A 12,990-nucleotide genomic window follows, 5' to 3' on the forward strand; every position below is an offset into this window, starting at 1 on the left:
CATGTATAAAGACCTGAAATTCCCCATTCTCATCGTTCACCGCGATATCAAGGCTGACACGGTTGCGGGCGAACGCGTACGCGGCATCGCTTCGGAGCTGGAGCGCGACGGCTTCAATATCCTGCCGACAGCCAGTTCCAACGAAGGGCGCATTGTTGCCTCGACTCACCACGGGCTGGCCTGCATCCTGGTGGCCGCAGAGGGGGCCGGTGAAAATCAGCGTCTGCTGCATGATGTGGTGGAGCTGATCCGGGTCGCCCGTCGCCGCGCTCCGCGCCTGCCGATCTTCGCCCTGGGCGAGCAGATCACCATCGAGAATGCGCCAGCCGAGGCGATGGCCGATCTCAATGAATTGCGCGGCCTGCTGTATCTCTATGAGGACACCGTGCCGTTCCTTGCGCGCCAGGTCGCCAGGGCCGCGCACGGTTATCTGGAGGATTTGCTACCGCCATTCTTCCGCGCGCTGGTCAAGCACACCGGTGAGTCGAACTACTCCTGGCACACGCCCGGTCACGGTGGGGGTGTGGCCTATCGCAAAAGCCCGGTCGGCCAGGCGTTCCATCAGTTCTTCGGGGAAAACACGCTGCGCTCGGATCTCTCGGTTTCGGTGCCGGAGCTCGGTTCACTGCTCGATCACACCGGTCCGGTGGCAGCGGCCGAGGCTCGTGCAGCGCGTAACTTCGGTGCCGACCACACCTTCTTCGTGATCAATGGCACCTCGACGGCGAACAAGATCGTTTGGCACTCGATGGTCGCCCGGGACGATCTGGTGCTGGTCGATCGCAACTGTCACAAGTCGATTCTGCACGCGATCATCATGACTGGTGCGATACCTCTGTACATGAGCCCGACCCGCAACGAGCTGGGCATCATCGGGCCCATCCCGCTGGAAGAATTCACCCGCGAATCCATTCAGGCCAAGATCACCGCCAACCCGCTGGCCCGCGGTCGACCGCCCAAGGTCAAGCTGGCAGTGGTTACGAACTCGACGTATGACGGGCTTTGCTACAACGCCAACCTGATCAAGCGCACCCTCGCCGACAACGTCGAAGTGCTGCATTTCGACGAGGCCTGGTATGCCTATGCGGCGTTTCACGAGTTCTACGATGGCCGCTACGGTATGGATACCCGCGAGCAGGGCCCGCTGGTTTTCACCACGCACTCCACGCACAAGTTGCTGGCTGCGTTCAGCCAGGCATCAATGATCCATGTGCTCGATAGCCAGACGCGCCAGCTCGACCGTGACCGCTTCAATGAAGCCTTCATGATGCACATCTCCACCTCGCCGCAGTACGGCATCCTGGCATCTCTGGACGTCGCGTCGGCGATGATGGAGGGGCCGGCGGGGCGCTCGCTGATTCAGGAGACGTTCGACGAGGCGCTGAGCTTTCGCCGAGCACTGGCCAATCTGCGCCAGAATATCGATGCGGATGACTGGTGGTTCAGCATCTGGCAGCCACCATTGGTCGATGGCGCGGAGGCGCTGGTAACCCCAGACTGGCTGCTGGAGCCGACGGCCGACTGGCATGGCTTCGGTGACATTGCGGACGATTACGTACTGCTCGATCCGATCAAGGTCACGCTGGTGACGCCTGGGCTTACCGCGTCTGGTGCGCTGGGCAAGAGCGGCATCCCGGCGGCTGTGGTCAGCAAGTTTCTCTGGGAACGCGGTCTGGTGGTGGAGAAGACCGGGCTCTACTCGATGCTCGTGCTGTTCTCCATGGGCATCACCAAAGGCAAGTGGAGCACGCTGCTAACTGAGCTGCTGGAGTTCAAGCGTCACTACGATGCCAACGTACCCCTGGTCGATGCGCTGCCATCAATCGTGCGCGCCGGCGCAGCGACCTACGCGGGGATGGGCCTGCGCGACCTTTGCGATGCGTTGCATGCCTGTTACTGCGAAAACGCCACGGCGCGAGCCATGCGCAGGATGTATACGGCATTGCCGGAACCGGCGATGACCCCGGCACAGGCCTATGACAAGCTGGTACGCGGCGAGGTCGAAGCGGTGCCGATCGACGCGCTGGAAGGGCGCATCGCCGCCGTCATGCTGGTGCCGTATCCGCCGGGCATCCCGCTGATCATGCCGGGCGAGCGCTTTACCGGGGAGACTCGCTCGATTCTCGATTACCTTCGCTTCGCCCGTGATTTTGCCGAGCGCTTTCCAGGGTTCGATGCCGACGTGCATGGGCTGCAGCACGAGGCAGGCCCGGATGGAAGTGCGTATACCGTCGACTGCGTTCGCGAATGATCATTTGGCTACGATCCAGGCTGTCTACTGCGGCATGAACAGGTCGGCTGGCGGCGTGGTCTGTATCACATCGTCTGCATCGACATTCACTCGTTGTGGCACCAGTTGTTATAGTTGCCCACCGTCGTCCGGCGTGCCCGCGATGACGCCTTCCATGCGCCCGTTGCTGTCGAGGATGATAGCGTGACCGAATACAAAGCCTTCCGCGTAGAGTTGGCAGACAAGATTGCCCGCGTCGTGATCAACCGACCCGAGAAGATCAATGCGATGGATGCCGCGTTCTGGTCGGAGATCATCGATATCTTCAACTGGGTTGATGCCACCGACGAGGTGCGCGTAGTGGTCCTCAGCGGGGCCGGTGAGCATTTCTCTTCCGGCATCGACCTGCAGCTGCTGGCCTCGGTCGGCAGCCAGCTGGGCAGCGACGTCGGGCGCAACGCCGAGCAGCTGCGCCGCAAGATCCTTTCCCTGCAGGCCTCGTTCAATGCCGTCGACAACTGCCGCAAGCCTGTCATCGCGGCGATTCAGGGCTACTGCCTGGGCGGTGCCATTGATCTGATCTCGGCCTGCGATATGCGTTACAGCACGGCGGACGCAAAATTCTCGATCAAGGAAATCGACATGGGCATGGCCGCCGATGTCGGGACCCTGCAGCGCCTGCCACGAATTATCGGCGATGGCATGATGCGTGAACTGGCGTTTACTGGCCGCACGATCCAGGGCGAAGAAGCGCGTAGCATCGGCCTGGTCAATCGCACCTATGCCGACCAGCAGGCGATGATGGATGGCGTGCTCGAGCTGGCTCGGGACATCGCCCGCAAGTCACCGATTGCCATTCGCGGAACCAAGGAAATGATCCGCTATATGCGTGATCACCGTGTCGATGACGGCCTCGAATATATCGCTACGTGGAATGCGGCCATGCTGCAATCTGCGGATATAAAAGTCGCCATCGCCGCTCATATGAGCAAACAGAAGCCGGACTTTGCCGACTGATGCGCTATCACACGTTTGCGCGGGAGGCGCACTAGGCATGGTTACTGGAGCTACTTCACTTGGTCTGGTACGTGACGAACTGTTCGCCACCATGGAAGAGGCCGAGCAGAGCCTTGAGCATTTCATCATCGATCGCAACAACGGCGGCCTGCTGCAGCAAGCCGTGGAAAACCTCAAGCAGGTGCGCGGCACGCTCAACCTCATCGAGCTGACCGGAGCCGAGTTGCTTGCGCAGGAAATCCTGCAGCTGGCTACCGATATCCCCGTTGGTGCCGGCGAAGACCGCGATGTCCAGCTCGCCGCACTGAGTAACGCGCTCTATGTATTGCGACGTTATCTCGAAAGCGTCGATGCCAGCCGCCAGGAAATCCCCGAGCTGCTGCTTCCGGCGATAAACGCGCTGCGACAGGCTTGTGTGCAGCCGGCCTTACCTGAGAGTTTCTTCTTCAGCGTTCGTCTCGATCATCCTCGCCCTGCAGCGGATGTACCGGCCCGCTCGGGTGCTGTGCCAGTTGCTGAGGCCCGGCGCCTGCGCCAGATGTATCAGGTTGGGCTGCTGGGTTTCATCCGCGAAGAGAATCTGCCAGCCAGCCTGAAGCTCATGGGTCGTGCGCTGACGCGCCTGGATCAGCTGTTCATCGAATCACCGGCAAGCCGGCTATGCTGGATCGGCAGTGCCGCCCTCGAATCGCAACTCGACGGACAGCTGCTGCCGCGCAAATCGCGCAAACAGCTATTTTCACGGCTCGACCGCGAGCTCAAGCAAGTGCTCGGCAATTCTTCATACGAAGCCCCACGCAGCCTGCTCAAAGAACTTCTGTACGTTGTTGCTCTGGCGGACACCCAAGGACCTATCGCCAGCCAGGTTCGCCAGGTCTTTTCCTTGAGTTCGCTGCCGTTCACTGATCACCTGCTCGAGGAGGAGTCTCAGCGCCTGGCTGGTCCTGGTCAGGCGGTCATGCGTTCGCTGTCGTCTGCGATCCGCGAGGAGCTGGCTAGCCTGAAGGATCTGCTGGATCTGATCGAGCGTGGTACCGCGCAAGCGGAAGCCTATTCGAACCTGCATAACCTGCTCGGCAAGATGGCCAAGACCCTCGGCATGGTTGGTCTATCGTCAGCAGCCAGCACCCTGCAGGCGCAGCTGAGCGATGTCTCCAGCTGGAGCTTGGAGCATGCGCCCGAGCCGCAGGTTATTCAGCGTCTTGCCGACGCCGTGCTTTACGTCGAGAGCATGGTTGCCAGCCTAGAGCGTGGCGATCGGCGTGACACCAAGCCCCAAGTCGCCCGCCCCGGAATGGAAGCGGAAGCTTTCGCCAATCATCAGCTGACCGAGGCTCGCATTGTAGTAATCGACGAAGCGACCGCCGGGCTTGCGCTGGCCAAGCGGGCGATTACCGCCTATCTGGAATCCAATGGCGAGAAACTGCACTTGGCCAACGTGCCGTTCAGCCTGCAGGCCGTCCGAGGCGGATTACGTTTCCTCGAGCAGGAGCGTGCGGCGGAACTGATCGGTGCCTGTGCCGACTTCATTCAGAAGCACATGCTGGAGTCGAATCAGATGCCGCCTGAGCAGCTGCTGGAAACTCTCGCCGATGCCCTGACCAGTCTGGAGTATTACCTCGAAGGCGGAGCGGTATTGCGCCGTGACGATTCACGTGTGAGCGTGCTTGATCTGGCCAGCGAGAGCGTGCGCGCGCTGGGCATGCCGGTAGCGGCCTAATGAGTCTGCGCTGGCAGGCGGCGCTGCTCGACCCCTCGGTGCCGGGGGGCTGGGCAGTGGTGCACTGCCGGCAGCAGTTCCTCCTTGACGACAATGGCGTGTTGTTCCCGCGGGACTGGCTCAAGCGCCTGGATCTGCCGCTGCTAAGCGAGCAAGGCCTGGGTCATTTTGACGGAGAGCCGGTTTTTCTTTTCGAACTGGAATCTCCCGCCGAGGTGCCCGGTGCGCGCTGGCAGGGCCTGCGCCAGTTCATGCTGGAAGATGATCGCGATCTGTTCCAGCTCCTAGGGTACGCCACGCAAATAGGTACCTGGGCAAGCCAGCATCGTTTCTGTGGCAGCTGTGGTTCGCCGATGCAGGTGCGCGCCGGCGAGCGCGCGATGCACTGCCTGGCGTGCGGCGTTCAGCACTACCCGCGACTATCGCCCAGCATGATCGTACTGGTTACCCGCGGGGATGAGCTGCTACTGGCTCGCTCGCCGCGTTTCGCTCCAGGGGTCTACAGCACCCTGGCGGGCTACGTGGAGCCGGGCGAGTCGGTGGAGCAGTGCGTGGCGCGCGAAGTGCGGGAGGAGGTCGGCGTAGCCATCCATCCGCCACAGTACGTCGCAAGTCAGGGCTGGCCGTTTCCACACTCGCTGATGCTTGGGTTCCATGCCGAGTACGCCAGCGGCGAGATCGTGCTTCAGCCCGAGGAGATCGAAGACGCGCGCTGGTTCGCCATCGACAACCTGCCGGCATTGCCCCCTCGCCAGTCCATCGCGCGTTATCTGATAGAGCTGTATCTGGCTCGCCGTCTAGGCCGTTCCGAACCAGTGCTGCCAGGCTAGACGCAGGCTCATTGCGAGAACCACCAAAATGAACACGGGACGGATGAACCGTGAGCCGCCACGGATTGCCGTGCGCGCGCCGAAATAAGCGCCGGCCATCAGTGCCAGACCCATACCGATTCCGAGCACCCAGGCGACATGGCCGCCGATCACGAACACGCTCAGCGCAACCGCGTTGCTGACGAAGTTCATCGTTCGCGCAACACCACTAGCCCGCAGCAGATCGAGCGGGTAGAGCAGCATGCTGCTGACCGTCCAGAACGCACCCGTGCCGGGCCCGGCCACCCCGTCGTAGAAACCGAGTGAAAGGCTCTGCGGCCACTGCCGCTGGCGTCCGATTGGTGTCACATCGCTGCTTGCCCGCGTGGGCATGTGGCTGAACAACAGATAGATCCCACAGGCAGATACGACTAAGGGCAATAGCTGGTTGAGCCAGCTCGCCGGCATGAACTGCGCGAGAACTGCACCGAGTGCCGCTCCGATTGCGGTGCCGGCAAGCGCGCGGCGCCATAACCCGGGCTCGAACAGGCGACGGCGATAGAAGGTATAGCTGGCGGTGGCCGAGCCGAAGGTAGCGCACAACTTGTTGGTACCCAGCACAAGATGTGGCGGCAGCCCCGCAGTCAGTAACGCGGGGATAGTCAGCAGCCCGCCACCGCCAGCGATGGCGTCGATGAATCCGGCAGTGAAGGCTACGGCGAACAGAATTACCAGTGTCGAAGGGTCGAGCGCGAGCTCAAGCGCGAAGGGCATGCGGGCCTCGATGGGCTGAAGGACAGCGCAGGATAGTGCGGCTGTCATGCTGGCGAAAGTGGAGAGATTGAACGACCGGCGTCCAGCTCTGCACCAAGAACAACGTCAGCCCGTGACCGGCGTCCCATGCCGGTGCTGGCTGTGTCGAAGGCTGCTGCGGATAATGTCGCACCCAATGAAAAGGACGCTTGGCTATGCAATATATCGGGCTCGCGATCGTGATCGCGTTACTGGCTGTGATCGTATTGCTGGTAGCGCTGCGTTTGCTGCTGGGGGGCACCTGGCTGATGGGCTGGCTGCGTGGAACCTGCGGTTTCGTTGTCCTTGCCCTTGCTGGACTAATCGCCATGCTTGGCTACGACGTCAGTACCTACACTGCGCTGCCGAGCGAGGAACCGCTGGTCACCCTGAGTTTTCACGCCCAGGCCCCGCAACGTTATGAAGTCCGGCTTGAGCAAGGGAACAAGACACGCACGGCAACACTGGAGGGCGATCTTTGGCAGCTAGACTTGCATGTGCTCCGCTGGAAAAGCCTCGCCGAGCTGATCGGACTGGAGTCAGGTTATCGACTGGAGCGGCTCTCCGGACGCTATCTCGCTGTCGAACAGCAGAACCTTTCGCGCCATGGCCGCGTTTTGCTGAGCGAGAAGCCTCTGGGTGTAGACATCTGGCAAACACTTGAACTCGGGCAGCGCGACATGCATCTGTTCGATGCGCAGCTGTTGCGCGTGGATTACATGCCGATCGCCGATGGCGCCGCATATGCTGTGGAGCTCGCTCCGACAGGGCTGATCGCCAGGCCGACGAACGCCGCGGCGACCGAGGCGCTGAAGAACTGGTAGCTGATAGCTGGAAAACAAGAAGGGAGCCGTTAGGCTCCCTTCTTGTTTATCCCAGAACGCGTCAGGCCAGATAACCGCCATCAACGTTGAGCGACACGCCCGTGGTGTAGCTGGACGCATCACTGGCCAGATAGAGCACAGCACCGGCCATTTCGCTCGGTTGGGCGACACGGCTTAGGGGAATGTGCTGCAGCGCCATTTGCAGGATCGAGTCGTTCTTGACCAGCGCCGAGGCGAACTTGGTGTCGGTCAGGCCCGGCAGTAGGGCATTGCAGCGAATGCCGAATTGCGCGCATTCCTTGGCGAAAGCCTTGGTCATGTTGATCACAGCGCCCTTGGTGATCGAATAAATGCCCTGGAAGTTGCCCGGCGTGACGCCATTGATGGAGGCGACGTTGATGATGCTGCCGCCCCCGTTCTCGCGCATCAGCTTGCCGGCCTCAACAGACATGTAGAAATAGCCGCGGATGTTCACGTCGACGGTCTTCTGGAAGGCCGACACATCGGTGTCGAGGATGTGGCAGAACTGCGGATTGGTTGCGGCGTTGTTGACCAGGATATCGAGGCGGCCGAACTGTTCGCGGATCTGGGCGAAAACTGCCTGGATCTGCTCCATCTCACCGATGTGGCAGGCGACTGGAGTGGCTTTCCCGCCAGCGGCCACGATCGCGTCGGCCACTGCCTGGCATCCCTCGATCTTGCGGCTGGATACGATCACGTGGGCGCCTTGCTGGGCGAGCAACTTGGCGATGGCTTCGCCGATCCCGCGGCTGGCTCCGGAAACGAAAGCGATCTTTCCGTCTAGGTCGAACAGGGTTGTCTTGGACATTGGGCGTTCCTCTTTTCTTGTTCGTTCCCGTGGCGGCCACGGGTCTTGGTTTGGCTTCAGAGCCTCGACTGCCCGATCACTTGCAGTGCCCGTTGTTCGAGCAGCTTGTTCATGTGAATGAACTGGGCAAAACGTTGGTCTTGGGTCTGGCCGTGATAGAAGCGGTAGTAGATCTGCTGGACGATTCCGGCCAGGCGAAACAGGCCATAGGTGTAGTAGAAATCGATGCAGGGAATTTCGATGCCGGCGCGCTGGGCGTAGTAGTCAACGAAGCCCTGGCGGGTATGCATACCAGGCAGATGGCTTGGTTGCCGACGCATCGCCTGCATCGGCTGGGGATCATCGGCTTCGATCCAGTAGGCCAACGTATTGCCCAGATCCATCAGCGGATCGCCAATGGTGGTCATTTCCCAGTCCAGTACACCGATGATTTCCATCGGGTTGTCCGGGTTGAGAATGACGTTGTCGAAGCGGTAGTCGTTGTGAATGATCCCAGGTTTGGGATGATCGGCCGGCATCTTGTCTTTCAGCCAGGCTTTGACCGCATCCCAAGCGGGCGCATCGGGAGTGATTGCGCGCTCATAGCGCTCGCTCCAACCCTCGATCTGGCGCTTCACATACCCTTCTGGCTTGCCTAGATCACCGAGGCCACAGGCCTGGTAATCAACGTTATGCAGGTCGACGAACTTGTCGATGAAGCTCTCGCAGAGGGCGCGGGTCTGGGCTTCGTCAAAGTTCAGCTCAGGCGGCAGTTCGGAGCGCAGGATGATCCCATTGACGCGCTCCATGACGTAGAACTCGGCCCCTATCACCGACTCGTCGGTGCAGTAGACGTAGGCCTTCGGGCAATAGGGAAAGCCCTCGTTGAGCTGGTTGAGGATGCGAAATTCTCGGCCCATGTCGTGGGCGGATTTCGCTTTATGGCCGAAGGGAGGGCGGCGCAAAACCAGATCGACGCCAGGGTATTGCAACAGGTAGGTCAGATTCGAGGCGCCGCCGGGGAACTGGGAAATCTGCAGTTCACCGTCCAGGCCAGGGATGTGCGCCTTCAGGTATCGGTCGATGATCTCGATCGGCAGATCCTCGCCTTCTCGGACGCGGGTGGTTTGATCTGTAAGCGCCATTGTTATCCCTTCTACTTATGCTCGGTGCCCAAGATGATTCAGTAATCTAATGTGGGAGATGCTCCAGACCAAGCGATGCCCGCTGTTATTGGTCGGAGTGTTGCCTATCAATCAAGCTCCCTGATTCGATCACCCCCATTTCGTCGGCATAAAAAAACCGAAGTCCAGGACTTCGGTTTTCTCTGCATCGCAGCGGTTGGCGTCAGTGTCAGGCTGGGAACAGTTCGCTGAGCTTCATAGCCAGCATCATGTCGCCTTCGGCGCGCAGCTTGCCACCCATGAAGGCCTGCATACCGTCGGTTTCACCGCTGACGATGCCTTGCATGGTTTCGCTGTCCATGATCAGGGTGACGTTGGCGTCGCTGGAGTCGCCCTGCTGCAGATCGCAGGTGCCATCCTTGACGACCAGGTAATAGTTCTCGGCGTCGGTGATGTTGAACTGGAAGACCAGGTCCAGGCCTGCAGCAGCGCTGGGGTTGAACTTCGACTGCATGCCTTTGAAAGTCTCGGCGACGTTGCTCATGAGGGTTTCCTTTTTTGGTCGTTATGGGTACGCAGCGCGAGGCCGCGTGGGGCTGGGCTCATCTATGGGTGACGAGCTCCGGATTCTTGAGAAGTTGCAGGTGCGCATGACTATTGAAGGAGGCGAGCGCGACATCCCGATCACGAAACTTCAACAGACTGAGTGAAGTGTTGACGATCTGCCAGTTCATCTCGAATGCCTTGACCGGCGGTACACCGATGATCAGCTGTAACAACGCAGTAATGGTTCCGCCCGACGTGAAGATGGCAATGCGATCACGCTTGCCGGCTTGATCGAGTACGCGTTCCAGGCCGCTGCGAACGCGCTCTAGAAAATGCTGCCAGCTCTCGAGTTCTTCTTTTTCATGCTCGCCGGAAATCCAGCGATGCACGACATAAGTGAACAACCGCTGAAAGTCGGCGCGATGATCTGCCGCATTGCGCAGGATGTGCATCGCATTCGGCTCGACTTTGAGCAGGTCGGGAAGGTGGGCGCGGATAACCGCATCGGCATGGAATTCGTTGAAGGCGGCGTCGACTTCAAGCTCTGGCTGGCTACCCAATCGGGCCATCGTCGTGCGGGCAGTGTCCTGCTGACGATCGAGTTCGCCGCTCAGGCAGCGATCAAAAGTTACATCGAGCTGCGCCAGATAGTCGCCCAGCGCTTCGGACTGGCGATAACCGAGAGGAGAGAGCACGTCGTAGTTTTCTGCGCCGAATGACGCCTGACCATGTCTGATCAGGTAGATACTGCCCATGCTTGCTGCTCCGGCCGGCACTGTTTTTCGCGAGGGTAGGGACATCGTCCGGGAGTGTCAACGATAATTCGAACGTTTGTTTGAATCGCGCGCGCTAGCCCAGCCAAAGGCCCGCCGGTATGCTGGCGGCTTGCTGCCGAAGAGTCTATGTCGGCGACCGAACTCATCGAGGGGAATACGTGGAATTTTTTGTCGATTACGCCAGCTTCCTGGCCAAGACCGTCACGCTAGTGCTAGCAATCGTGGTCGTGCTGATCGCTCTCGCTTCGATGCGCCGGGGGCGCAACAAGCAGGGCGGTGGCCATCTCGAAGTCAACAAGCTCAACGAGTTCTACAAATCCATGCGCGAGCGGCTGGAGCTGGCTGTGCTTGAGAAGGACGCGTTCAAGGCGTTGCGCAAGCGGGAAGCCAAGGCGGCCAAGCAGAACAAGAAGCCTGAAACGCCTGCGCGGGTGTTTGTCCTCGATTTCGATGGCGATATTCGTGCATCGGCCGTTGAAAATCTGCGCCACGAAATCACAGCGCTGCTGACAATGGCGACGCCGCAGGACGAAGTGGTCTTGCGCCTGGAAAGCGGCGGCGGAATGGTGCATGGCTATGGTCTGGCCGCATCCCAACTGGTCCGTATCCGGGATGCCGGCGTGCCGCTGACGGTCTGCGTCGACAAGGTGGCCGCAAGCGGCGGTTATATGATGGCGTGCATTGGTAATCGCATTCTCACGGCGCCATTCGCAATCCTCGGTTCCATCGGAGTAGTTGCGCAGCTGCCCAATGTTCACCGGCTGCTGAAGAAGCACGACGTGGATTTCGAAGTGCTCACCGCCGGCGAACACAAGCGGACATTGACCGTTTTCGGCGAGAACACCGAGAAAGGCCGGGAGAAATTCCAGGAGGACCTGGAAACCACCCATGAGCTGTTCAAGAACTTCGTCGCCCGCTACCGACAGAATCTCGCCATAGATGAAGTCGCGACGGGTGAGGTGTGGCTCGGTATCGCCGCGCTGGGCAAGCAGCTGGCGGACGAGCTCAAGACCAGTGATCAGTACCTCGCCGAACGGGCCCAGGAAGCGGAACTGTTCCAGCTGCATTACATCCAGAAAAAGAGCCTGCCGGAACGCTTCGGCATGGCGGCCAGCACGGTCATGGAGCACGGCTTGCTGAAAGGCTGGAGCCGGCTGAACGAACAACGTTTTTGGCAATGACAAGGGGAACCTCGATGAGCAGTTTCAAGGCACTACAAGTCAGCGAGGCGGCCGAAGGCCGTTTCGAATCCAAAGTCGTCGAGCGCGGCGTCGACGAGCTGCCAGCCGGCGAGGTGCTCATCCGGGTACGTTATTCCTCGCTGAACTTCAAGGATGCGCTTTCGGCCAGCGGCAACCGCGGCGTCACCCGGTCCTATCCACACACACCGGGGATTGATGCGGCGGGTGTCGTGGCGTCTTCCAGCGTGAGTGAGTTCACCGAAGGCGACGAGGTGATCGTCACCGGCTACGACTTGGGCATGAACACTGCCGGTGGCTTCGGACAGTACATCCGCGTTCCGGCGGCCTGGGTAATCAAGCGGCCTCAGGGCCTGTCCCTGCGCGAAGCGATGATTCTCGGCACTGCCGGGCTCACGGCAGCGCTTTGTGTCGACAAGCTTGAACAGGCCGGGCTTGAGCCGGGCGACGCTTCCATTCTCGTGACCGGGGCAACGGGTGGCGTTGGTAGCATCGCGGTCGCGCTGCTGGCTAGCCTCGGCTACAAGGTGGCGGCAGTCACCGGTAAGGCCGATCAGGCTGACTTTCTGACCCGTCTGGGTGCTAGTCAGGTTGTCGAGCGGGCCGCGCTGCAGGCCGGTGTGGAAAAGGCCTTGCTCAAGGAACAGTGGGGCGGGGCGGTTGATACCGTCGGCGGCGATATCCTGTTCAATGTCGTCAAGTCCCTGCAGCGAGGCGCGAGCGTAGCCTGTTGCGGGCTTACTGCCGGTACGCAGTTCCAGGCCAGTGTGCTGCCCTTCATTCTGCGTGGGGTCAATCTGTTGGGCGTGGACTCGGTGGAGATTCCGTTGGTGGTCAAGGCGTCCATGTGGGACAAGCTCTCGTTGCAGTGGAAGCTGGCCAACCTCGAAGATCTGACTCACGAGATCGGTCTAGAGCAATTGCCAGAGGCCATCGAGCGCATTCTGGCCGGTGGCCAAGTGGGACGCATACTGGTGCGTGTCGATTGAATCAGTTGCGCCTGATGAACGGTTTATCAGCGTAATAGTGGCAATGAATTTCCTTTCGAAGCGGCGTTTGGCGGACTCTAGCGCCACTCCCGAACGCAACCAAGGAAATCCGCTCATGAAGAAGCTCGCCGAGAAAATCAAACAGATCGCTTCCGG

The 12,990-nt window shown here is 60.4% G+C and carries 12 protein-coding genes; 7 read left to right on the forward strand and 5 right to left on the reverse strand.

The annotated features are described in order from the left end of the window. Position 1 precedes the first annotated feature (1 nt). The 4 genes from SM130_RS10640 to nudC all read left to right on the forward strand — a co-directional run bounded on the left by SM130_RS10640 (position 2) and on the right by nudC (position 5,797). On the forward strand, positions 2-2,251 hold the full coding sequence (locus SM130_RS10640) for an Orn/Lys/Arg decarboxylase N-terminal domain-containing protein (protein WP_102826058.1): 2,250 nt from the start codon (positions 2-4) through the stop codon (positions 2,249-2,251). A gap of 183 nt (positions 2,252-2,434) precedes the next feature. Continuing rightward, positions 2,435-3,247 (forward strand): crotonase/enoyl-CoA hydratase family protein, encoded by an 813-nt coding sequence (locus SM130_RS10645; protein WP_102826057.1) that lies wholly within the window; start codon positions 2,435-2,437, stop codon positions 3,245-3,247. Positions 3,248-3,284: 37 nt separating this feature from the next. Continuing rightward, positions 3,285-4,967, forward strand: coding sequence for a ferrous iron transporter B (locus SM130_RS10650; protein ID WP_102826056.1), 1,683 nt, complete (start codon positions 3,285-3,287; stop codon positions 4,965-4,967). Further along, positions 4,967-5,797 (forward strand): NAD(+) diphosphatase, encoded by an 831-nt coding sequence (nudC, locus tag SM130_RS10655; protein WP_102826055.1) that lies wholly within the window; start codon positions 4,967-4,969, stop codon positions 5,795-5,797. Before SM130_RS10650 ends, nudC begins: the two co-directional genes overlap by 1 nt. On the opposite strand, the gene SM130_RS10660 is transcribed toward nudC, so the two are convergent. Then, positions 5,765-6,550, reverse strand: coding sequence for a TSUP family transporter (locus tag SM130_RS10660; protein ID WP_102826054.1), 786 nt, complete (start codon positions 6,548-6,550; stop codon positions 5,765-5,767). The two genes, nudC and SM130_RS10660, sit on opposite strands and share 33 nt — an antisense overlap. A gap of 194 nt (positions 6,551-6,744) precedes the next feature. Between SM130_RS10660 and SM130_RS10665 the strand changes: the two genes are divergently transcribed. Continuing rightward, the gene (locus SM130_RS10665; protein WP_102826053.1) at positions 6,745-7,392 is read left to right on the forward strand and encodes a hypothetical protein; all 648 of its coding nucleotides are present in this window, start codon (positions 6,745-6,747) and stop codon (positions 7,390-7,392) included. 61 nt (positions 7,393-7,453) lie between these two features. On the opposite strand, the gene SM130_RS10670 is transcribed toward SM130_RS10665, so the two are convergent. The 4 genes from SM130_RS10670 to SM130_RS10685 form a co-directional block, all read right to left on the reverse strand. Next, positions 7,454-8,221 (reverse strand): SDR family oxidoreductase, encoded by a 768-nt coding sequence (locus SM130_RS10670; RefSeq protein ID WP_102826052.1) that lies wholly within the window; start codon positions 8,219-8,221, stop codon positions 7,454-7,456. Positions 8,222-8,277: 56 nt separating this feature from the next. After that, complete coding sequence (locus SM130_RS10675) at positions 8,278-9,345, reverse strand: phosphotransferase family protein (protein ID WP_102826051.1); 1,068 nt, start codon at positions 9,343-9,345, stop codon at positions 8,278-8,280. A gap of 208 nt (positions 9,346-9,553) precedes the next feature. After that, entirely contained in the window at positions 9,554-9,868 is a 315-nt protein-coding gene (locus SM130_RS10680; RefSeq protein ID WP_058065782.1) for an SCP2 sterol-binding domain-containing protein, read from the reverse strand. Positions 9,869-9,926: 58 nt separating this feature from the next. Beyond that, on the reverse strand, positions 9,927-10,625 hold the full coding sequence (locus SM130_RS10685; RefSeq protein ID WP_102826050.1) for a histidine phosphatase family protein: 699 nt from the start codon (positions 10,623-10,625) through the stop codon (positions 9,927-9,929). A gap of 179 nt (positions 10,626-10,804) precedes the next feature. On the opposite strand from SM130_RS10685, the gene sohB reads away from it, so the two are divergent. Beyond that, positions 10,805-11,827: a protease SohB gene (gene sohB / locus SM130_RS10690; protein ID WP_102826049.1), complete on the forward strand. Its 1,023-nt coding sequence runs from the start codon at positions 10,805-10,807 to the stop codon at positions 11,825-11,827. 14 nt (positions 11,828-11,841) lie between these two features. Beyond that, entirely contained in the window at positions 11,842-12,834 is a 993-nt protein-coding gene (locus SM130_RS10695; protein ID WP_102826048.1) for a YhdH/YhfP family quinone oxidoreductase, read from the forward strand. Positions 12,835-12,990: the final 156 nt, after the last annotated feature.

Origin of the sequence: Stutzerimonas stutzeri (assembly GCF_038561965.1) — a bacterium.
Classification (GTDB): Bacteria; Pseudomonadota; Gammaproteobacteria; order Pseudomonadales; family Pseudomonadaceae; genus Stutzerimonas; species Stutzerimonas stutzeri_AA.

Excerpts from the sequence above, each read along its gene's own strand:
- SM130_RS10640 (WP_102826058.1), top strand. The coding sequence starts at position 2 with ATGTATAAAGACCTGAAATTCCCCATTCTCATCGTTCACCGCGATATC.
- SM130_RS10650 (WP_102826056.1), top strand. The coding sequence starts at position 3,285 with ATGGTTACTGGAGCTACTTCACTTGGTCTGGTACGTGACGAACTGTTC.
- nudC (WP_102826055.1), top strand. The coding sequence starts at position 4,967 with ATGAGTCTGCGCTGGCAGGCGGCGCTGCTCGACCCCTCGGTGCCGGGG.
- SM130_RS10660 (WP_102826054.1), bottom strand. The coding sequence starts at position 6,550 with ATGCCCTTCGCGCTTGAGCTCGCGCTCGACCCTTCGACACTGGTAATT.
- SM130_RS10665 (WP_102826053.1), top strand. The coding sequence starts at position 6,745 with ATGCAATATATCGGGCTCGCGATCGTGATCGCGTTACTGGCTGTGATC.
- SM130_RS10670 (WP_102826052.1), bottom strand. The coding sequence starts at position 8,221 with ATGTCCAAGACAACCCTGTTCGACCTAGACGGAAAGATCGCTTTCGTT.
- SM130_RS10675 (WP_102826051.1), bottom strand. The coding sequence starts at position 9,345 with ATGGCGCTTACAGATCAAACCACCCGCGTCCGAGAAGGCGAGGATCTG.
- SM130_RS10680 (WP_058065782.1), bottom strand. The coding sequence starts at position 9,868 with ATGAGCAACGTCGCCGAGACTTTCAAAGGCATGCAGTCGAAGTTCAAC.
- SM130_RS10685 (WP_102826050.1), bottom strand. The coding sequence starts at position 10,625 with ATGGGCAGTATCTACCTGATCAGACATGGTCAGGCGTCATTCGGCGCA.
- SM130_RS10695 (WP_102826048.1), top strand. The coding sequence starts at position 11,842 with ATGAGCAGTTTCAAGGCACTACAAGTCAGCGAGGCGGCCGAAGGCCGT.